The organism is Pseudodesulfovibrio thermohalotolerans (assembly GCF_021353295.2).
Taxonomy (GTDB): domain Bacteria; phylum Desulfobacterota; class Desulfovibrionia; order Desulfovibrionales; family Desulfovibrionaceae; genus Pseudodesulfovibrio; species Pseudodesulfovibrio thermohalotolerans.
Genome location: NZ_CP120635.1, coordinates 1,430,206 through 1,449,762, shown reverse-complemented (window position 1 = coordinate 1,449,762; position 19,557 = coordinate 1,430,206). Strand labels below are relative to the sequence as shown.

19 protein-coding genes and 1 pseudogene are annotated in these 19,557 nt (G+C 55.4%); 1 reads left to right on the top strand and 19 read right to left on the bottom strand.

The window, feature by feature from the left end; genetic code table 11:
• Positions 1-3: 3 nt before the first annotated feature.
• From LF599_RS06775 to LF599_RS06695, 17 genes are all read right to left on the bottom strand, one after another.
• The gene (locus tag LF599_RS06775) at positions 4-909 is read right to left on the bottom strand and encodes an LpxL/LpxP family acyltransferase (protein WP_279522758.1); all 906 of its coding nucleotides are present in this window, start codon (positions 907-909) and stop codon (positions 4-6) included.
• The gene (locus tag LF599_RS06770; protein WP_279522757.1) at positions 906-2,075 is read right to left on the bottom strand and encodes a DUF2062 domain-containing protein; all 1,170 of its coding nucleotides are present in this window, start codon (positions 2,073-2,075) and stop codon (positions 906-908) included. The genes LF599_RS06775 and LF599_RS06770 overlap by 4 nt, the downstream gene beginning before the upstream one ends.
• On the bottom strand, positions 2,072-3,451 hold the full coding sequence (locus tag LF599_RS06765) for a lipid biosynthesis B12-binding/radical SAM protein (RefSeq protein WP_279522756.1): 1,380 nt from the start codon (positions 3,449-3,451) through the stop codon (positions 2,072-2,074). The genes LF599_RS06770 and LF599_RS06765 overlap by 4 nt, the downstream gene beginning before the upstream one ends.
• Positions 3,451-3,912 carry an acyl-CoA thioesterase gene (locus LF599_RS06760; RefSeq protein ID WP_279522755.1) on the bottom strand — a complete coding sequence of 154 codons (462 nt, stop codon included), beginning with the start codon at positions 3,910-3,912 and terminating at the stop codon, positions 3,451-3,453. The genes LF599_RS06765 and LF599_RS06760 overlap by 1 nt, the downstream gene beginning before the upstream one ends.
• On the bottom strand, positions 3,909-4,295 hold the full coding sequence (locus LF599_RS06755) for a hotdog family protein (protein ID WP_269941218.1): 387 nt from the start codon (positions 4,293-4,295) through the stop codon (positions 3,909-3,911). Before LF599_RS06755 ends, LF599_RS06760 begins: the two co-directional genes overlap by 4 nt.
• A 634-nt stretch (positions 4,296-4,929) precedes the next feature.
• Positions 4,930-7,263 carry an MMPL family transporter gene (locus LF599_RS06750; RefSeq protein ID WP_279522754.1) on the bottom strand — a complete coding sequence of 778 codons (2,334 nt, stop codon included), beginning with the start codon at positions 7,261-7,263 and terminating at the stop codon, positions 4,930-4,932.
• Between the two features lie 26 nt (positions 7,264-7,289).
• A complete protein-coding gene (locus LF599_RS06745) occupies positions 7,290-7,919 on the bottom strand; it encodes a LolA family protein (protein WP_279522753.1) in 630 nt (209 codons plus the stop codon).
• Positions 7,916-8,296 (bottom strand): 3-hydroxyacyl-ACP dehydratase, encoded by a 381-nt coding sequence (locus tag LF599_RS06740; RefSeq protein ID WP_279522752.1) that lies wholly within the window; start codon positions 8,294-8,296, stop codon positions 7,916-7,918. The genes LF599_RS06745 and LF599_RS06740 overlap by 4 nt, the downstream gene beginning before the upstream one ends.
• A 183-nt stretch (positions 8,297-8,479) precedes the next feature.
• Positions 8,480-8,881 (bottom strand): hypothetical protein, encoded by a 402-nt coding sequence (locus LF599_RS06735; RefSeq protein ID WP_269941807.1) that lies wholly within the window; start codon positions 8,879-8,881, stop codon positions 8,480-8,482.
• Positions 8,882-8,906: 25 nt separating this feature from the next.
• Positions 8,907-9,677 carry a lysophospholipid acyltransferase family protein gene (locus tag LF599_RS06730; protein WP_279522751.1) on the bottom strand — a complete coding sequence of 257 codons (771 nt, stop codon included), beginning with the start codon at positions 9,675-9,677 and terminating at the stop codon, positions 8,907-8,909.
• 4 nt (positions 9,678-9,681) lie between these two features.
• Complete coding sequence (locus tag LF599_RS06725; protein WP_279522750.1) at positions 9,682-10,272, bottom strand: hypothetical protein; 591 nt, start codon at positions 10,270-10,272, stop codon at positions 9,682-9,684.
• Positions 10,273-10,292: 20 nt separating this feature from the next.
• The gene (locus LF599_RS06720; protein ID WP_279522749.1) at positions 10,293-10,550 is read right to left on the bottom strand and encodes an acyl carrier protein; all 258 of its coding nucleotides are present in this window, start codon (positions 10,548-10,550) and stop codon (positions 10,293-10,295) included.
• Positions 10,543-11,745, bottom strand: coding sequence for a beta-ketoacyl-[acyl-carrier-protein] synthase family protein (locus LF599_RS06715; RefSeq protein ID WP_319023439.1), 1,203 nt, complete (start codon positions 11,743-11,745; stop codon positions 10,543-10,545). The genes LF599_RS06720 and LF599_RS06715 overlap by 8 nt, the downstream gene beginning before the upstream one ends.
• A 20-nt stretch (positions 11,746-11,765) precedes the next feature.
• Positions 11,766-13,253, bottom strand: coding sequence for a phytoene desaturase family protein (locus tag LF599_RS06710; RefSeq protein ID WP_279522748.1), 1,488 nt, complete (start codon positions 13,251-13,253; stop codon positions 11,766-11,768).
• The gene (locus LF599_RS06705; RefSeq protein ID WP_279522747.1) at positions 13,253-14,467 is read right to left on the bottom strand and encodes a beta-ketoacyl-[acyl-carrier-protein] synthase family protein; all 1,215 of its coding nucleotides are present in this window, start codon (positions 14,465-14,467) and stop codon (positions 13,253-13,255) included. The genes LF599_RS06710 and LF599_RS06705 overlap by 1 nt, the downstream gene beginning before the upstream one ends.
• Positions 14,468-14,480: 13 nt before the next feature.
• The gene (gene fabG, locus LF599_RS06700) at positions 14,481-15,197 is read right to left on the bottom strand and encodes a 3-oxoacyl-ACP reductase FabG (protein WP_279522746.1); all 717 of its coding nucleotides are present in this window, start codon (positions 15,195-15,197) and stop codon (positions 14,481-14,483) included.
• Between the two features lie 14 nt (positions 15,198-15,211).
• Positions 15,212-15,484, bottom strand: coding sequence for a hypothetical protein (locus LF599_RS06695; protein WP_279522745.1), 273 nt, complete (start codon positions 15,482-15,484; stop codon positions 15,212-15,214).
• A gap of 1,055 nt (positions 15,485-16,539) precedes the next feature.
• On the opposite strand from LF599_RS06695, the pseudogene LF599_RS06690 reads away from it, so the two are divergent.
• Positions 16,540-17,618 (top strand): annotated as a pseudogene (locus tag LF599_RS06690) (IS481 family transposase).
• Positions 17,619-17,717: 99 nt separating this feature from the next.
• Here the strand turns inward: LF599_RS06690 and LF599_RS06685 are convergent.
• Positions 17,718-18,824, bottom strand: a complete 1,107-nt coding sequence (locus LF599_RS06685) for an NADH:flavin oxidoreductase (RefSeq protein WP_279522744.1) — start codon at positions 18,822-18,824, stop codon at positions 17,718-17,720.
• 41 nt (positions 18,825-18,865) lie between these two features.
• Complete coding sequence (locus tag LF599_RS06680; RefSeq protein WP_319023434.1) at positions 18,866-19,516, bottom strand: nitroreductase family protein; 651 nt, start codon at positions 19,514-19,516, stop codon at positions 18,866-18,868.
• Positions 19,517-19,557 lie beyond the last annotated feature (41 nt).

Below are 19,557 nucleotides of genomic sequence, written 5' to 3'. Positions count from 1 at the left end.
GAATCATTCATCCCACATGTTGAAGAAATTATAGAACTGCCAAGGATATGTTTCGACAAATTCCCAAAGTCCGTCCGCGAACATCTGGGCATAGGGTTTGTACGCTTCCGGCTTCCGCCCCAAACGTTCGGGGAGGTCAATTACCTTTGAAATCCAGATTCGTCCACACCCAGGGCCGGTGCGACAGGAAAAGGTCACTACCACGGGGACTTGGAGCGAAGAAGCCAGCTTGAACGCGCCAATGGGCATCCGCACCGAGCCGCCAAGGAACTCCACGCCGACCGTCCCCCGGTCACTGCCGAATGGCCTGTCGCCCATGACGCAAAGCACACCGCCCAGCTTGAGCACTTCAAGCATTTGCAGTGTCCCGCCCATGGGAGACGTCGGGTCAATGATGTCGAACGATGGCCCCTCGGACTCACCGTACTCGAAATAGTGCCGGTCCACGTCCCGAACATCCCGGTACATGACCACCGCCTTGGGGGCATCGATATGATCAAGAAAGGACATGCCAGACTGCCAACAGCCCACATGTCCGGTAATCAAGACAAGTCCCCGCCCCAACCCGGCAAGATCCGTCATTCGCTGCCGGTCCTCGCCTGTAGCGGTCATATTGAAGTCACCGGTGATGCCCATGACGGCCCGGTCCACCAACATCTTGCCAAACTCCATCTGAAGCCGGAAACAATCAAGCAGGGATTGCCCAAACGACCGCTTGCCGAACCGCCGAAGACGATAGTCACAAGATCGCTTCCGGACATCGGGACGCAATGTGTAAAAGCTCACGACAAAAAAGAGCATGGCATAGGCCAACGGCCGCCCCGCCAGCCGAATTGCGTGGTAGAAAAGTCGGTGCGCAAAGCCCGAGGCCAGACTCGCACTGGACCATGCCGAATCGCGAACGCTCACGGAAGAGACTCCTCCGCCCGATCTCGGCTGAGCCGGGATCGGACGATCCTGGCCAGCCCGTAGACGACAACCCCGGTCAGCAGACCAAAGGCCGGGCCAAGTACCAACGTACCGAGAACGTATTCCCAGATACGCTCCAACGCCTCGTAACCAAGCGTCTGCATAGATATGTCGGTCAAGAACTGTCCATGCCGCAGGTAGTACCCGGCCTCCACGCACAACGCCGGGACAAAAGGGGGAATGCAAAGCTGACTTACGGCCAACCCCATGATCTTGCTGAGCCGGAAATAGCCAAGGACAAAGACGATGGCGAGGCAATGCAATCCGATGAGGGGCAGTGTGCCGAGCAGCATCCCTAGCCCGGCCGCCAACGCAAGCTGCCACGGTGTTTCATTCTTTTCGAGCAACAAACGCAGAGATTTAATGGGGTGGACGGGACTGACCCGCCCGGTCTCGTCCTCGGTGTATCGACGGTGCGGGACAGGAAGAAAAGAGCGAGCCGTCAGGCGGGTATTGAGCAAGGATATCTCCACATTATCCCGCAGAGCGCGAAAATGGGAAATCCGCTCATCCGGCTTGGGATAATGGACGTGAATGTCCACATCCTTCAATGGATAGCCTGCCCAGGCCGACCGGACCAGCACTTCCACCTCAAAGGCAAAACGGCGCTCATTAAGCGTAACGGCGCTGAATATAGCCAAGGGATAAGCCCGGAATCCGCATTGGACATCGGAAAGACAGACTCCGGTCTGCACTCGCAGCCAAAAATTGGAAAAACGACGCCCGAACACCGATGCGCCCGGAATATTTTCGCCGCTAAAATCACGGGCACCAACCACGACGGCCCGGGGATCTTCCTGTATCGCCGCCAGAAAAGCCGGGATGTCCGATGGAAAGTGCTGCCCGTCGGCGTCCAGGGTGATGAGATGCGTCTTGCCCAGGCGACGCGCCTCTTCCGCCGCAGTTAGGATGGCCTGGCCTTTGCCTCGGTTCGTATCGTGCTGCACTAACCGGACCGGGAGCCCAACCAATGTCTCGATCCCGCCATCCGTGCTGCCGTCGTCCACCACCAGTACGTCGGTAAAAATATCAAGGGCCTGCTCGGCCACCTGACGCAACGTTTGGCCATGGTTATAGACCGGTATGACAACAAGGACATCAATCATGACGAAACCCCACAGAGATGAGGCGCAGCCGATTCCTTGGGAAAGGAGATAAGGGTATCCCACAGCAGGCCGCGACAGCCAAACCGACGCAGAACGTTCATTCGCTCCTGCCCGTCCGAGGGAGGAAAGATACGGTCCCGACGTCCAGCAAAGCCCTTTTTGAGCATCTCATTGAGTTGGGCCGGATCTACGAAGGGAGAAAAATAAAACTTTGGCTCAAGCAGTGTGTCGGCAGGGGCCACCAGCCTCTCTCGCCGGGCCTGGGCATAGAGCGGTGTCCCTCGATACAGTCGAATGCCGGAAAAGGGAAAAACAACACAATGCTCCAGGGCATTGAGGTTGGCGATGCCCTGCCGGACGGTCTCCAGCGTCTCTCCCGGCCCGCCGAAAATGACGAAGTGAGCGCAGGGAATGCGCGCCGCAACACAAGCAGCGTTAAACTCGCGAACATCCGCAAAGGAGAACGGCTTGTTCATCGCCTCCAACGTCTCGTCCGTTGCCGCGTCCGTCCCCACCTCCATGGCGTGCAGGCCGGAGCGTTTAAGCAGGTCCAGTGTCGTCGCATCCACAGAAGTAGGCTGAAAAAAGCCACTCCACTTGATGGGTAACTGCTTTCGAACCAAGGCTTCGGCCAACTCAAGGTAGTAGCCGTGCGAGTCGTTGAATACGGAGTCGGTGAAGAAAACAGAATCCACCCCGTTTCGCAGGTACAGCGTTTCTATCTCATCCACCACATCAGCAACGGCTCGCGGCCGCAACCACCCGCCCTCGATGGACGGATAGGAGCAATACGCGCAACGGTTCTCACACCCCCGTTTGGTCTGTACGCTGGCGATGCCGCTCTGCTTCATGTAAAAATCCAGAATGGCTTCATCGCGAACAGGAGTGATCATTTCCTTCGACCCAAGGCCCTTTTCCGGCTTCATGACCCGAGGCGGCACATCCCCGGCTTCCAACATATGCACCAGCCGCCGCATCTTTTGTTCCCCCTCGCCCACGACACCGAAATCCGCTCCTAAGTAATCGAGAATAATCTCCGGCATAAGGGAGAATCCGGGGCCTCCGACGACCACGGTATATCCATCCTGCTTCAAGAAATGGGCGACTTCCCGGACATGGCTCAGATACCAGTTTTCAGCAAAAGAAAGAGAATCCACGTTGTCGATATTGCGCAAGGAAATACCAGTCAAATCCGGCTGAAACCCGGTCAAGACCGCAGCCAGTGGTTCCAGTTCCTTTCCCGCAGCCAGAAAATCGAACTGACGCACGTTATGTCCATCCAGCTCCAGCGCCGCCGCTATCACGGACATGCCAAGCGGATAGACCGGGTAGGGTTCCGTGGTTGTATTGGTAGATATGAGCAGCACCCGGGCCATCAGAGTTGTCCGCCCGTCCATCGTGCCAAAAATGCCGTGTAGAAATCAGGCGGCGTCAGCATCAGTTCGCGCTCGGCATCCACAAAAAGCTGCACGGTATACCCGGTCGTGGTTACTTCCCCGGCCGCATTGCGGATGATGAACTCATAATTGAGTCGTGCCGCTTCGTTATAGTGCAGTAGGGTTTCGATTCGTACGGTATCGCCAAAGGCGAGTGGCAGAATATAGTCCACATGCATCTGTTTGACCGGGGCGGTCACCCTGTGCGCGTGGAAGTCCAGGTAACCGATGCCGTAACGATGACCGTGGCTGACCCGACCGTCCTCAAAATAGCTGGGATAGCGACCATGCCAGACAATGCCGAGGGGATCTACCTCCTCGAAACGAACCCGGCGTTCCACCTCGTCACGCAATGGAGCCGGAGCGTCCTTAACGACCTTGAAATACGCATTTCTGCTCATGGCTTAACCTCGCTGAAAGTCACACGAAAAAGAGAGACGGCATCCTCGCCGGAAAGTATACGCACCACGGCAGACGGCGCGGCCCCATCTTCGGTCAGCGTTCCCATAACCACCAGTTGTTCATCCGGTTCAACTGGTTTGAGGAATTTACCCCGCGTCACACCGGAGACGGTATAGTGTCCAGCCCGAAGTTGGGACAGAGCCTCCGCCGCAGCCTGAGCACCCGCCATAAGCTGGACCATGGCGGGCAGAATAGGCGCGCCGGGGAAATGGCCATCAAAACCGACAAAATCCGGCGGAAAAACAAACGTTTTTTCAAAACCGTTCTCAGTAAGGTGAAGAGGGCTACCTGCGGCCCGCACAGCAGTTTCGAACGAGATCATTGTAAGGATGCTTCTTTAAGTTTCAACGTAACGACTACCCGTCGGCCCGGATCGGCATAAACGATTTCCTCCGGCAGGGAAAGCAATCCTTCTGTACCTTGCCCCCTATATGTCACCGACCAGCGACGCCGCCCCTTGGCTGCCCGCTTAGTCAGCTCACCGGCAGACGGTCCCAGGAAAACCTCACACCGATCTTCTCCCTGCCCGGCTAGCCACCGGGGCTGGCCATCGCCAACGGCACACGACGACGAAGCCGTCGGGAATCCAGTGAGGAACATGCGCCGTATGGACAGGGCACACTGATCCAAAAAATGGGGAATATGCCGCGCCACCGGGCTTGCAGAGAGGGCAGTCCAACGCCCCACCTCCACATCCAACGAGGCAAGCGTCATCCCCAGACCGGTGAGGACGGCTACCTTGGCACGGTGATGTACTGTATCCAGCACCATAAACCCCGAAAGAGGCAGGACCGTTTCGCCGATGCGGAGCACGCCACTATGACGCAGTCGATAGACGCCCCCATTGTCGTACCACTGCGTTTTGAGCGGAGGACATACCATTGGCACAGCAGGAGGCATCGGCCGGACGCACCCGGCCGCGAGAAGCAGAACAAGCATAAGGGGTATAAAACGATTCATTCCGCCCTCCGCAGCAGGTTGGGGAGCAACAGCAGGGCTGTGGCCAATGCAACTCCAACACCGAGCACCACGGTGATTCCCATGGCGTGCAGCGAGGGATGGCGGGCTAAAATAAGCACCCCAAATCCGGCCAGCGTGGTCACCCCGGAGGCGAAGACGGCCGTTGTGGTATCCAGGTCCAGAGACTCATGCTCTCGATTGACCTGAACGATGCCATAGTCGGCCCCAAGTCCGATAACAAGCGGCAGAGCCGTGATATGGAACAAATTAAGCGGTGTTCCCGTCAGTCCCAGACCGCCAAAAACGGCCGCCACACCTGTAACAGCGGGAAGAACAGCCAGCAACGACCGGCGAACGTTACGATACAAAAGAAAAATCAACAGAACGACGCACAGACCGGAAAAGGAGATGAAACTCCTGATATCCGTCTTCATGGCCGACTCCAGCATGGCCTTGAACCGGCCGTTGGAAACCAACCGGACGCCAAGTTTCTGTTCTCTTTCCGGGGAAAAATACGCTCGAACCTGCTCCGAATCAGGGAGAAAGGTCAACACGGTGGCTTTGTCCAACCCTGAATCCGGCATAAAAATATCCCGAAGAAATCCCAAAGAGCCCTGATCAAGAGAATGCGGAGTAATCGGTTCCGGCATCCGGTTCAGCCCCTGGAGAAAAGGCGTGAACGCCGCGGAGGAAAAGCCCAGATCCCCCGCCTCCGCAAGAAGGACTTCAATCGTATGCTCTCTTCGCCCTCTAGCCCAAAATGCGTCCCACCGAGCACGGTTGCCCTTCTGAGTCCCCCTGGAGGGAACCAACGGAGCCAGGCTGGAAGCCGCGACATCAGGCAGGTCCGCACGCAAGGCGTCATATACTTTATCGTTGGCGGACAGGGCCGTTTCAACAGAACGGCCCTCGGCAAAGACCACCCCACGGCTCCGCATATCTCCCCAGACGGCAGTAAAACGTGCTTCGGCGTCACGGACGGATGCAGGCCGGTAGCCGATACTGCGCAAATCCGGGTCCAGGGAGGTCGGCAGTGCGCACCACAAACAACCAAGGAGCAACGCGCCCCAGAGCGGCAAGGTTACGACAACCGGCAGGGACGGCAGGGGAATGCTCCGCTTCCGTCTCTCAGGCAACGCTCCGGCACCAAAAGCCGGCAATACCAGCAGCGAAAACAACACCGAAGCGACCAGCCCGGCAATGGCAAAGACCGCCAACTGTCGAATGCCGGGGATATCGGATAAAAATAAGGCTCCAAATGCCGCACAGGAAGTCAACGCGCAATAAATGACAGGCCGGGCCACGGCATGGACGGCCAAAGCCGGACGCTCCGGCTGCCGACGCATGGCAAAGTATACATGCATGGCAAAATCAATGGATATGCCGACCAGCACCGAACCGAAACCGATGACGATGGCCGAGACGGTCTGGCCGAACAACGCCGCCCCGCCCAAGCCCGCTGCCATGGCTACCAGCGGTGCGGCAAAAACGCTGAGCGCCCGCCGTGAACGGAAAAAGAGAAAAAAGAGTAGGACAAGGAATGCCGCAGCAGCAACGGAAATGACGACAAGATCCTGCTTGATGACCGAAGCGTTGGCGTTGGTATGTACCTGGCCGCCCACCATATCGGCCGTAATGCCGGACGGTAGCGCCCGCTTCACAGACTGAAATTCCGCTACGAGTCGAGCAGCACCATCAGCATCGGAGAGACGCGTTTCCGGCTTGGCCGTCAACAGAATCGAACGGCGGTCCTTACTGAAAATATGGCCGTTTTCCACATGGGCTTCAGTGAATCCGGCCAAATGCTTCAACCGCGCCCCCAAGCGGCTCCGCCACCCAAGCGGGTCCCGACGGACGAGGGATTTCAGGGCGATGCCCTGCGGTTCGGCCAGTAGCCGCACGTTCCGAGACAAAGCGGTCCGCACCGCCTCCGGCTTCAACTGAGGCTTCACGGCATCAAGGTCGGCCGCTGTCATCAAGTTCGCCGAGTTATCCAGAAGAAACGTCATGGCCCGCAAGGGATTGACGGACGACGGACGCACAAAAGCAAGTCCATGACCGGCTAAAGCATCAGTCATTTGCTCTGCTCTCTGAATAAGCTTTGCACGACTCACTTCCGGAGCGGCATGGAGAGAAATGAAGACGTTATTGGCCAGACTGGAATGGGTAAGCCGATCAAAATCCTGGGCAAGCAGCCCCTGCTCGCCCACCGGCAACATGGCGCAAATATCGGTCCTGACCGGAGTGACTGCGAACAAAGTAAGACACGCCGCCATAATCGCCAACGTCAGGAGAACCGGCACCCACCGCCTTTTTCCGGAAAAGCCCATTGCCCGCTGCGGACCATTGCCATATCTCATTGGACCGCGGTAAACGTTGTATCCGGCAACGAGGTATTGAGCTGAGGCTGGTCAAAGGAGATGCGGGTAAAGTCGCCGTCAGTCTCATGCAACTCTAGGGAGTGGAGAACCACCCCATCCTCGGCGAACGTGATGACCAGATTGGCAAGGAACTCCTTGGCAAGCTCACTCCGAGGATGCAGTTCCAGAACCAGCGGATGCGCACTGACCTGACAGATAAGATACCGCTCTTCGAGCCATGAGATGTCAAAGGTCGTCCAGGCCATGATCTGCCGTGCGATCATGGCGACAAGCGGCGATGAATGGACAGACACTTCTCGGACTGCATCCGAGGTATCATCCCACTCCACCCCATTGCCGCCGGAGAGAAGAAAACCCGACCGGAACGGGGAGGTGTATTCCCAGCGAAGCGAGTCGGGGCGGCGAAAGGCGAAAACGCCCTTGGAAACAAGTACACTGTCAAACATCTTGAGGTGCTTTTCCTCGATAAAATTGCTTCGGATGCTGACGACCGACGCAGCCCGTGCCTGCATTCCATTCAACAGCGACTGATTAGGAACAGCATCGGCCCCGTAGGCCATGACCGGCAGAAGAAGGGAAAAAAGAAAAACAAACCGCTGTATCATCTCGCCCCCGGGGGTATCCAGAGTTTGACGTTGCCGGTTGCGACCACGTCGCCACCCTGCGAAATCCGGCCTTCCACCACATAAAACCCTTCGAATTCACCAACGGTCTCGACATCGACGACTAGTTTCTCTCCGCCACGGGCACGGCCCAGAACGACAAACCGCTGGACACCCACCAGATAGCCCTCCGGGATAGGCAGACCTGCTGCCGCCAGCTCCCATCCTCGAATGGCAGCATAGGTCTGGGCCAGCAACTCCACGAACACGAGCGGGGAAATTGTACCTCCCTCACCTGCGGCGGGCCCATCACCGGGAAGTGTCGTCTCGACACACCCGGTTCCCTGCTCCGAGGCGACAAGAATGTCCACAAGTAGCATGGCCCCCCGATGGGGGATAAGTGTTGCGGCGGGTACAGGTAGATGCATCATGGATTCCATAATTAAAAGAAGGCGCACCGGGTGGGATCGAGGCCCCCTCATGTTGGCGCAGAGATGATGTAGAAAGCTATCGCAGGATGGACCGAAGACCTGCGGAGAAGATTCTCCGCAGGCCGATAAACACTATTGAATGACCGCCAAGTTATTATTGATGGCCTGGCTGAGATTCTGAATCCATCCGTTGTAGTTACTATGAATTTTAGTCCCGTTGTATTTAAGGTTGATGCTGCTTTTGTAGTTGATGCTGTAGTCTTGCTGGTCATAAGTGATATCGACAACAGCCTGGTGCGCTCGGATATTCAGAGTCGCCTCGATAAGACCGGGTTTGATCACACGCATGTTCCAACCGAGCCCTGTACCGGCTTTAACAATGGCATTTTGTACCTGTTGCATTGTCATTGGACCTTGTGCGGCCTGCGGGATGGCTGCGTCATTGATATTGTAGATGGGGGCGGTGCGGCAGGAGACCAGCAGCAGGACTGCCGCCAGTGCACAGAAAATTAAAATCAAACGGGTACGTTTCATCACCTTAGCTCCTTGTAAAAACTGTCTATGTTTCCATGGCAACAAGCGCTTGGGACATCAAAGCCTTGACGTCCTTCTTCATCTCAAGATGTCCGCAAGCCGTTTGCCTGTAGTTATCGGGATACACCGGCGGAAGCAAGCGCACTATTACTTTTGCTGGCTGTATGAGCATATTTCCCTTGGGAAGCAACGCATGCGTGCCGGTAAGACAGAGCGGGACCACTGGGACGCCATTTTCCAGGGCGATACGAAAGGCGCCAGAATGGAAACGGTGCATTTCCCCGTCCGTCGATCGTGTTCCTTCAGGAAAAAACAACAGCGAAGCGCCTTTTTTCAGCGTGGCCTTCGACTGCCGAAGAACATCCTCAAGGGAACTACCTTCTGTCCTAATATACCCAGAAGCCCGCATAAATGGCGCATACCACGGAATGCGAAACGGCCAGCTGCGAACCGCGAAACAGATATTCCATTCCGGCTGCGCGCCCATAAAAAACATATCAAAAAACGAGGAATGGTTGGCGACAAACACACAGGGCGTTGGCGGTGAGGCAAACTCCATGCGCACCGGCACAACGAGGCCGACCAAGCGCACCCACATACGGCCATACAGCCAAACCAATTTTCGCACAGAACAATCGGAGGAAAGCGATCGAACGAATCTGAGCCAGGAGAAGACGAAAGGAGAAAACAAAAGGCCAATAACGGTCAAAGCACAGCTCGTTCCGTAAATAAAGATATTAACCCAAATCCGTTGCATGTTCATACAATGGAAGGCCGGAATATTCCGGCCTTCCATCAACTTACAATTTTCGTCCGTCACTTTCGACGAGTTTGTTCTTTTTCTCTAATGGCTTGGCCTGCCATTTGGCAAAATAATAATCGTGCTTTTTTATGACATCCTGACGATGATCATTAAACCAAAGCTCCGATGCCGGTGTATTGGTAACGAAACTACACTTGTTGACGTCTTTTTTAAAATCTTCGGTATCGAACAAGGTTTGAGGGATGGGTTCAAGCGAAAACCGGGCCTTGGCAAAACCGAAATGTGCCTCGACCTCAACATAATAAATATACCCAGCAGCAAGATTCGCTTCAAGGAAGTCCGCGTTCTCTCCCATGACCATGAATATATGTTTGCCAGGAGCAACTTGATAGGCAAGCTTGTATTCCGAAGAGACTATCCCGACAAACTGAGGAATCTCGTCATATTGAAAAACAGTGGCCTGCACTGCGCCCCCATACTGGGAAGGACGCATGAAAACGATAACTGCTTTATCCGGATTCGACTCATATGGTTTGACGCCATCTGCCGTTTTAGCCATGAGCGAGGACTGACAGCCAGCCAAAGCGAACAGAATAAGACACAAGAGGCAAAAACCGAGTTTACGCATGATGAGTCACCTTCTTGATTTTAATCGGTCATAAATTTTTTCTTTTCCAGAACAAAGGCATGCAGGTCGCCTAGAGTTCTGATGGATTGGAACGCCTCGTCCTTTTTAATTTTGAAATGAAACGCCTGTTCCAAGACCACAACCATATCGACGGCATCCAGACTGTCCAGGTCCAGGTCGTCCTTGAACTGAGCCTCTGGTTTCATGGCAACAGGGTCAAGTTCGAATTCCTCGGCGAGCAGGTCGTCAATACGTGCTGTGATTTCCTCGTCAGTCATCATATCTCCGCAAAACAATTGAAGTATTAATGCCGCCCAGCGCGAAGCTGTTCTTCAGGGCTGTGGTTATCGGCCATTTTTCCGTTTCAAGGACGTGCGACAGTCCGACACAGTCCGTCGCAATGTCTAGCAAGTTTCTTGTAGGGAACACAAGTCCAATATTTATCATTGAAATAGTAGCAATTGTTTCAATACCACCGCTGGCAGCCATCGTGTGCCCAAGGTGTCCCTTGAGGCTGCTCACCTTGGGTCCAGCTCCAAGCAGCGAAGCTATTGCCGCACTCTCGGCAGCATCGCCAAGCCGGGTACCCGTGGCGTGGGCATTGACATAGTCAACTTCGGCCGGAGACACCCCCGCATCGTCCAGGGCTCGCGACATGCACCGGGCTATGGCCTCATCGCTGGGGCTAGCCAGGTTTGACGGGTCCGAAGTAGAGGCAAATCCCGATATCTCGGCAAGGATAGTCGCATTGCGAGCTAAGGCATGATCCAGAGACTCCAGAACCAGCAAACCGGCCCCCTCCGCACAGACAATGCCGTCGCGATCCCGGTCAAAGGGGCGCGGCGTCTGCTCCGCCACCTCATTGTACCCAGTAGAAGCGGCCTCGATAACGTCAAAGGTGCCGACGGTCAGCGGATGGAGTTCATCCGCCCCGCCGCACAGCATGACCTCCTGCCGACCTATGGCCACAGCCTCCGCCGCAAGGCCGATGGACTGGCAACCGGTGGAGCAAGCTGCCGAGGGCGCGACGACCCGCCCTGTAATACCGAAAAACTGAGCCAGATTAGTGGCACAGCTATGATTCATTATCTTGAAAAATTCCGTTGCCTTGGTGCCTTCAATACTCAGGCCGTCCAGATAGCGGGCGAAAAAAGCCTGCATGGCCTGCACACTGCCCACGGTGGAGCCTAGGCACAGCCCGGTCCCGGCATCGGTCAGCGTCGCCTCGTCAAGACCGGCCATGGCTACGGCCTCCCGGGCGGCCAGGGTGGCGTAGATGGACATCGGCGACATGGAACGGCGAAATTTCCTTGGAATGGATTTTTCGTCACAGTCGGGCACGGTCCCGGCAATGGTCGGTACCAACCCCGAAATTTCGCGTAGCGCCGCCATAGGACGGACACCACTCTCTCCGGCCGCAAGCCCGCGCATCAAGGATTCCACTCCTGTGCCAAAGGGAGATACGGCTCCCATTCCCGTTATGACGACTCGTCTCATGCGTATTGCCTCAGTTCGGAGTGAAGAGATTCATGGCCCAGAATGATCCCGCAGGTCAGATAGGCGGAAATGACTGCACCCAGAATGCCGGGTGCAACGATTCCTTGCCCGGCCAGGGTAAGCCCCTCCACCTTGGTTACCGGAGCAGGATTAAACTGATTGATGGAATGGCAGAGCCCATACAGGCTGCCCGAAGGCGCGGCGCAAAAATCTCGGAACGTCAGCGGCGTAGCCCCCTGGACAAAACGTACGGTCTCCGAAAGTTCCGGCATCCTACGAAAGACCTCCCGCTCGAAAGAGTACAGCAGTTCGGCTTTACGCTGCCGGTAGTCCTCGGGCCGGGACGCAGGAAGGGAATCCGCCCACGGGGCAAATGGGGAAAAAGCCTGAGAGACAATCGCGGTCACCCCCATCTTCCCCGATCCCGGATCCTCGGAAGCAGAAAGGAAAATCATGCTTTCCTGAACCGGCAACACCCCTTTCAGGTCATCCGACAGCGAGCGCCCTGGCCAAAGTATGACATTCTGCCCGTCAAGACTGGGGATGAGCGCTTCACTGACGCCGAAAAGCATGAGTGCTGAAGCGGTGTCCTCCAGCAGAGCCAGCCGTTTTTTGAAAGCAGGACGAAAGGCCGCGTCTGGCGTTGCTTCAATCAAACCGCGAGGGTGAGCGGTCCACAGGCAGGACGGTGCGGCGAACTCCCGCCCATCGTCCAGAACGACGCCTGTCACCCGGCGTTCCGCATCAATCCCCACGGAACGGACAGAGTGACCGAGAAAAACGTCGACCCCAGCCTCGGCCAGTCGCGTTTCGAATGCACGCACTAGAGCATGACCGCCCCCTTCCACTCCGTGGGTTGAAAGCAGGTAGGACCCGGCGACCAGGGCGTGAGTCGAAAAAAGCGCGTCCTCGGGCGGAACACCATAGAGTAGGGTATGAAAGCTCAGGACCGCCTTGAGTTCCTCGTTGTCCGTCAGATCGTCAAGAAATGTCCGCAGTGTCGTGGTTTCGCCATGCAGCGTTCCATTTAAATCAAAGGGACGAGTAAAATTGAGAAAGGGAGAAGTGGCAATGTTCCGGTCGACAGCATCGAGATAGCATTCAATAGCAACCGTTTCGGCAGGAAAACAACGGTTCAGATACGCCTTGCAGGCCTCGAATCCTGACGGGACAGCATAGCTGCGCCCGGAAGGCTCCGCCACAAAGCGGTCAAAACCCTCCAGTCTGTAGGGCTTCTTCCCAATAAGCGGCGCAATGCCGAGGTGTTTGAAATACACGTCCAACGGGTGCCCGTCTCCCAACCCGCCCACGTAATGCAACCCTGTGTCGAACTGGACACCTCCGCGACGGAAGCCCCGCACCGTTGGCGAAAGGCGGGGAAACGCCTCTGCCAAGGCAATCCGGGCCCCGCTCCGGGCCAGCAGCAAGGCTGCCGTCATACCGGATATGCCACCGCCGACAACGATGTGATCGAACCGAGGCATCAGAACCTCAGAACGAGGCAAGAGTTGGTACCGCCGAACCCGGCAGAATTGCACAGCACGTTCCGGGGCGCTGTTTCCCGAACGTCCGGGAGGACATCAAGTCCTTCCGCCTCGGGCATGAGCGTGTCCAGGTTGATATTCGGGGCAAGAAAGCCGTCCCGCGCCATGAGCGTGCAGTAGACGACCTGGCTGGCGCCCGACATCCACAACTCATGGCCGGTCATGGATTTGGTAGAAGAAATGGCCGGAGTGCACTCCGCAAACAAAGCGCGGAGATTGGCGACCTCGGCGCGATCCCCCGTCGGCGTCGCCGTGGCATGCGCACAGACGTAGTCGATCTCTCCGGGAACAAGCCCCGCACCCTGCAGCGCCATGCGGCCCGCCCGACAAAGTCCCGTATCGCTGGGGACGGAAAGATGCTCACCGTCCGAGGAAAAACCGTAGCCTGCCACCCGTCCTAAGATTTTCGCACCGCGAGCCTCGGCCAGATCACGCCGCTCCAGCACAATTGCGGCAGCACCGCCGCTGGGGACCAGTCCATCCCTATCCTGCGAAAACGGTCGGCTGCCCTTTGCAGGGTCGCCTGGATCCGCAGCAAAGGAGCCTAGCCCGTCGAAACTGCACATGGATTGCCAATTAATTTCCTGCGCACCGCCGCAGATGACGCGTTCCTGCAACCCGGCGGCAATCAGAGCAACGCCCTGCCCCACGGCATTTCCGCCGCTGGAGCAGGCGGAACTCAAGGTCCAGGCCGCCCCTTTGGTTCCCAGCAGGGAATTGAGATTCATGGTGACGTTGGAAGTCATGGAACGGAAGATGACTCCACTGCCGAGCAGTCCGGTATCCCCTCGCTCTCGCAACAATGCTTCCTGCTCAAGGGCGGCCAGGCAACTCGAATCACAGCCGAAAATAATCCCAGTCTGGTCATTGGCCCAGTCCTCGGGTTGCAGACCGGACATTTCCAGAGCGTCCATAGTCGCAGCATGGGCATGAATGGCGTGTAGGGTCATGGTCTTGCGCTGCTTGCGCGAAAGTCGTGCGGCTGGATCAAAATCCCTAATCTGCCCCGTCAACGGACTGGCAAATCCCAGTTCGTTGCGAAGAGGGTCCGCAACAATTCCGGAACGGCCGGAATGCAGGGCCTCCGCAACCGAGTCCACGGAATGCCCCAAGACGGAAACAATTCCGATCCCTGTGATAACGACTTCAAACATATATAAAATGAAGTTAGGTGTAGATACCACCATTGACGGAAAGAACCTGACCCGTGATGTACGTAGCCTGGGGCGAACACAAAAAGGTCACTACATCGGCCACTTCGTCGGGCCTACCCACCCGGCCCAACGGAATTCGACCAACGATTTCCTCTTTGGGCAGGCCATCGAGCATGGCGGTGTCAATGAAGCCGGGAGCGACGGCATTGACGAGAATGTTTCGTTTGGCGACTTCCATGGCAAGCGATCTGGTCGCGCCGATGAGTCCGGCCTTCGCCGCCGAGTAGTTCGTCTGGCCGGGAACGCCCGTCTCGCCTGAGGTAGAGGCAATATTGACGATGCGCCCCTGGCGCTTGCGCAACATCTTCGTGACCACAGCTTGGGTCACGTAAAAAAAACCATTCAGGTGCACCCGCAACACATCTTCCCAAGCCGCAGGACTCATGAGCATCATCAGCCCGTCTTTAGCGAATCCGGCATTGTTGACGAGGGCAAAGGGGACTTCCTGCTCCAGCATCGGAGCAAGAGTATTTTCTACAGCCTCATGGGCAGTTACATCAAACTGTAGCAAGGTGCATTGACGCCCCAACCCCACTATCTGCTCTGCGACTTTTTGGGCTTCCGAAGTATCACTTCGGTAGTTCAACCAAATATCAAAACCAGCTTCGGCAAGCTTCACGGCAGTAGCTGCGCCGATCCCCTTACTTGCGCCGGTAACAAAAGCTATCATAATTATTTACCCTCTTAAGAAACTGAACTTTTATAAATATCGGCAAACAAGCCACCCGTCAATTGCATATTAGCGAACATGCGAGCGGGGGATGTCATGTTGTGATTTGCTTTCTTCTCCCGTAAGTCGCCGAAGAACTCATAGAGTTCGGACCAGACCGCATACCGGATTACCACAATTTGTGCGGCGCTGATGATATCGCCGCCATTGTCGGTTTCTCGCTTTCGCTCATTGGAAACTCGCTTCAAAAAAGAAGGAAAGGCCCCCATCAAGGGGCCTAAAATCAAGATATATCTCGCTCGTCGGGTTGTGTTCCCTGGCGGGTGGTGTTCCCACTTGTGAGCAACGTTGGTTCGGTCGCCCCGAGCCACTCGGGGAGCCATGGAGGAAAATTCACTCCGTCAAATCACGTCACGGAGCAGGTCGGATCGCGTGTTCTGCGACGCGGCTCGTGTGCCGCTCCGATGTTGTCGTGAGGTCGACCATTGTAGACGGTCACGATCCTCAATCCGTTTTCGCACGGCACTGTCACTGCCGTGTACCCTAAGAGATAGTGCCTAGTAGCGCCCAGCCGTCCAGGACTTTTCTCGCCTATGGCAACACATGCCAGGGCGGTAGGTGCAACGACGTTGCGTTCTTGCATACGGGAATAAGCATGCTTCGTAACTTCTACATTGATAGTGCCTCCTTTGGTCTACCGACCAGTCAATCTGTTTCCATGATCATACCACCTGCTGACTGCAGATCGCCACTTTTAGGCCGGGGGAAATAGCCTTGTAGGAAAGAAATTAAAGGGAAAAAGGACAAAAAAAGAAGGGCAAGGATCAAAAAAGGATACTCGCCCACCTTCACTCTGGCTTCTTACCGCCCCTATCAGCGGGGGGGGGGGGGGGGAGCAACTATCAGTCCTCCTGGCACGGCCAGTAGAAGATTCTGTTTGTCCTGAACGCATTGACAAATGCGTTCAGATCGCAATCGTAAACGCATCCATAGATTGTTACGGTGGGTCGCCGGAATCCGAGATATGCGGTGCGTTGATTGCAGAACGTGCGAGGATGATTCGAAACCGTCACCAGACGACTCGTCGAAATACCTGCCGGTCACGATGCGGCAAATGTCATCAACCGCATCAATGACATTGTTGAAGGAGCCGACGTTCCCGAAAAGGTTGTCGTGAAGCGTATTGCAAGCGTCGGAGTACGTCAGCTCCGGGGTGTAGTCGAAGATGTTGACAACGCCCAGGGTGAGCATCTTGATTGCGAGATCGAACATTAATTGAAGTAGTTTCGATTTGATCTGACAGTTCCTCTTGAAAAACGAGAGGTTCTCCCTTTTGATGGAAATGTTGAAGACCATCAAACTGAGCCCATTGCTCAAGGAGAACCTCATTTCCAGTTTCAATCACAACGTCATAAAACACAAGGTCGGCCTTCTCAATCTAGCGGAAGAACTCGGCAACGTTTCGAAAGCCTGTAAGCTCATGGGCTTTTCTCGGGACACCTTTTATCGATACCAAGCTGCCAAAGAAGACGGTGGTATTGAAGCTTTGCTCGACAAGAACCGGCGCAAACTGAATCTGAAGAACAGAGTTGATCCGGCCATCGAAGATGCCGTTGTTGCCTATGCTGTCGACTTTCCCGCCTACGGACAGACCAGAGCCAGCAATGAACTCCGCAAACTCGGAACGTTTGTCTCGCCTTCCGGCGTACGGTCGATCTGGCTTCGTCATGATTTGCACAATTTCAAGCCGCGGTTGCAGGCACTCGAAAAACTCTCCGCAGGGTCGGGGATGATTTTGACCGAAGCCCAGGTGCAAGCACTTGAGAAAAAGAAAGACGATGATCTCGCCCACGGCGAGATCGAGACTGAGCATCCTGGGTATCTCGGAAGCCAGGACTCGTTCTACGTGGGCACGATCAAAGGCGTTGGCCGCATTTACCAGCAAACCTTCGTCGACACGTATTCAAAATGGGCAGCGGCCAAGCTGTACAGGACCAAGACGCCGATCACTGCCGCAGACATGCTCAATGACAAAGTTCTGCCGTTTTTCGAAGAGCAAGGCATGGGCATCCTGCGGATATTGACGGATAGGAATACTGCGGCAGAGTGTAAAAGCATGATTACGAGCTTTTCCTTGGCGTGTGCGGCATCGAGCATACGAAAACGAAGGCCAGACATCCGCAAACCAACGGCATCTGCGAACGCTTTCACAAGACTATACACAATGAGTTTTATCAGGTCGCATTTCGGCGAACCCTCTACACCTCATTGGACTCTCTGTAGGCTGATCTTGACGCATGGATTGCCGAATACAACACGGAACGGACGCATCAAGGGGAAATGTGTTGCGGGAGGACGCCCATAGCAACTATGGTAGAAGGGAAGCAGCTCTGGACGGAATACGTTTCAAAGCTAAGCTAATCTGACAATTACGGCCCGTCAAAAGGGACAGACTGTCAGATCAAGTATGAACCACTACACTTAATGTCAAAATTCCAAGCAGCCTATTATCATCGTAAGCTAGGAGCGTTGCTCCCCCCTTCTATCCAGCACACACCAAGGTTCCCCTTCGATTTGGCTGAGGCATCCGTTGCAGGAGATGCAACGAGCCTTGGCCTTGTCCCCGGAAAGCCAACGATTGGGTAAATCGGGTTCAGACACAAGAGGTCTTGCAAGAGAGAAGCACGCAATTTCGCTCTCATTCAGGGACTTTTCGATTACATCCGGAGTACGGCCTCCGACAACGACCATAACCGGCACTTCGATTTCCTTTGCGATCTGGGCTGCGTTGGCAATGTGGTAGGCTTCCTTCTCCGGGGAATTGATTTTCGGTCGGGGCGGAATATTCTTGCCAGCGCTGGCCACGCCTCCGCTGACTTCAATGGCATCGATGCCTCTTTCATCCAGCATCTTGGTGAGTTGCATGCTGTCGGCAAGGGTCACGCCCCCGTCGATGTAGTCTTCACCATTGATTTTGATCATGACTGGATAACCTTCTCCGACACGGCTTCGCACTTCGTCGTAGACTTCCAGAAAAATTCGCGCACGGTTCTCCAAACTGCCGCCGTACTCGTCGGTACGACGATTGTAATACGGCGTCATGAACTGGCTGAGCAGGTAGCCGTGGGCTCCGTGAAACTGCACGCCGTCGAAACCTGCGGATTTTGCCCGCACAGCGGCATCGCCGAAGGCCTGCACCACGGTGCGTATGTTTTCCCTGGTCATTTCTGTGGGTGTCACTCCTGTGGCCAAATCCGTTACACCGGAAGGGCTCCAGATGACCCGACCTTCAGCCGAACGGGTCGTACAACTGCCGCCATAGACGATCTGCATGACGATCTTGCCGCCATGATCATGAACCATGGAAGTCAGGGGCTTGTACTCATCAACAAAGGCATCGTCATAGATACCCATCATGTTAGGGTTGGGATGCTCTTCTTCAAGAACATAGCTATACCCTGTAATAATTAGACCAACTCCACCTTTTACGAGTTGCTCGTAGGTCTTGAACAGAGGCTCGGTCATGTGCCCGTCTTCCGTGGCCATGCCTTCCCACGTTGCACTACGAACCAGACGATTTTTCAGCGTGAGGGGACCAATGTTTATCTCTTCAAATATCTTTTTCATGTGTAATTCCTTACTGTATTGTATTCATGCAGTCGGGCGAGCTATGCCGACCACCGCTCTTGATGGACTTTTTTCTCAGTAAATCGATCAATTGGTTTCGGACTGTTTTTGGGGTGTCCAATGACAACCAGCGCCAAGGGAACTATGTTCTTTGGTGCCCCCACCAGCTTGCGAAAGCCGAGAATCCGATCCTCCATGGGATAGATACCGGTCCAAACGGCTCCGAGTCCCATTGCATGGGCCGCCAGTAGGATATTTTGCGTAGCAGCGGAAACATCCTCAAACCAATATCCACCATATTTGTCATGATCCAGATTCCCGCAGACAAGTATGCAGACAGGTGCATTCTTGGCGTAACCGGCAAACCGATTAAGTCCCCCAACTTTTGCCAGGGTGTCCTTGTCTCGGATGACCACAAATTCCCATGGCTGCTCATTGCCAGCACTCGGCGCGCTCATGGCTGCTCCGAGCAGTTCCTTGACCTGTGCATCTGAGACATCTTCGTCAGTATATGCTCGTACGCTCCTCCGGGTACGGATTGCCGTCATGGCGTCCATGGCAGGCGTTGGCGTCCACCACTGCCGCAGTGCGGCAAAGGCTTTTGCGGGAGGATGTATCATTGCTCCCAGGACAGATGCGAACATCATCTTCATGATGACACGACGCCCGGTGAGGCTTTGCGTTTGTTTCATGGCTATAGCTCCTGTGGAGAGTACAAATAGTGGGGCTTCAA

Coding starts and splice junctions, on each gene's coding strand:
- LF599_RS06765 (WP_279522756.1), bottom strand. CDS start 3,451: ATGGCCCGGGTGCTGCTCATATCTACCAATACAACCACGGAACCCTAC.
- LF599_RS06715 (WP_319023439.1), bottom strand. CDS start 11,745: ATGGGAGCCGTATCTCCCTTTGGCACAGGAGTGGAATCCTTGATGCGC.
- LF599_RS06735 (WP_269941807.1), bottom strand. CDS start 8,881: ATGAAACGTACCCGTTTGATTTTAATTTTCTGTGCACTGGCGGCAGTC.
- LF599_RS06770 (WP_279522757.1), bottom strand. CDS start 2,075: ATGATTGATGTCCTTGTTGTCATACCGGTCTATAACCATGGCCAAACG.
- LF599_RS06680 (WP_319023434.1), bottom strand. CDS start 19,516: ATGAAACAAACGCAAAGCCTCACCGGGCGTCGTGTCATCATGAAGATG.
- LF599_RS06740 (WP_279522752.1), bottom strand. CDS start 8,296: ATGCTACTTGTGGACATTCTTGTCGCCTCGGAGCAGGGAACCGGGTGT.
- LF599_RS06705 (WP_279522747.1), bottom strand. CDS start 14,467: ATGTTTGAAGTCGTTATCACAGGGATCGGAATTGTTTCCGTCTTGGGG.
- LF599_RS06685 (WP_279522744.1), bottom strand. CDS start 18,824: ATGAAAAAGATATTTGAAGAGATAAACATTGGTCCCCTCACGCTGAAA.
- LF599_RS06745 (WP_279522753.1), bottom strand. CDS start 7,919: ATGATACAGCGGTTTGTTTTTCTTTTTTCCCTTCTTCTGCCGGTCATG.
- LF599_RS06730 (WP_279522751.1), bottom strand. CDS start 9,677: ATGGAAGGCCGGAATATTCCGGCCTTCCATTGTATGAACATGCAACGG.
- fabG (WP_279522746.1), bottom strand. CDS start 15,197: ATGATAGCTTTTGTTACCGGCGCAAGTAAGGGGATCGGCGCAGCTACT.
- LF599_RS06755 (WP_269941218.1), bottom strand. CDS start 4,295: ATGATCTCGTTCGAAACTGCTGTGCGGGCCGCAGGTAGCCCTCTTCAC.
- LF599_RS06725 (WP_279522750.1), bottom strand. CDS start 10,272: ATGCGTAAACTCGGTTTTTGCCTCTTGTGTCTTATTCTGTTCGCTTTG.
- LF599_RS06710 (WP_279522748.1), bottom strand. CDS start 13,253: ATGCCTCGGTTCGATCACATCGTTGTCGGCGGTGGCATATCCGGTATG.
- LF599_RS06760 (WP_279522755.1), bottom strand. CDS start 3,912: ATGAGCAGAAATGCGTATTTCAAGGTCGTTAAGGACGCTCCGGCTCCA.
- LF599_RS06750 (WP_279522754.1), bottom strand. CDS start 7,263: ATGGGCTTTTCCGGAAAAAGGCGGTGGGTGCCGGTTCTCCTGACGTTG.
- LF599_RS06720 (WP_279522749.1), bottom strand. CDS start 10,550: ATGACTGACGAGGAAATCACAGCACGTATTGACGACCTGCTCGCCGAG.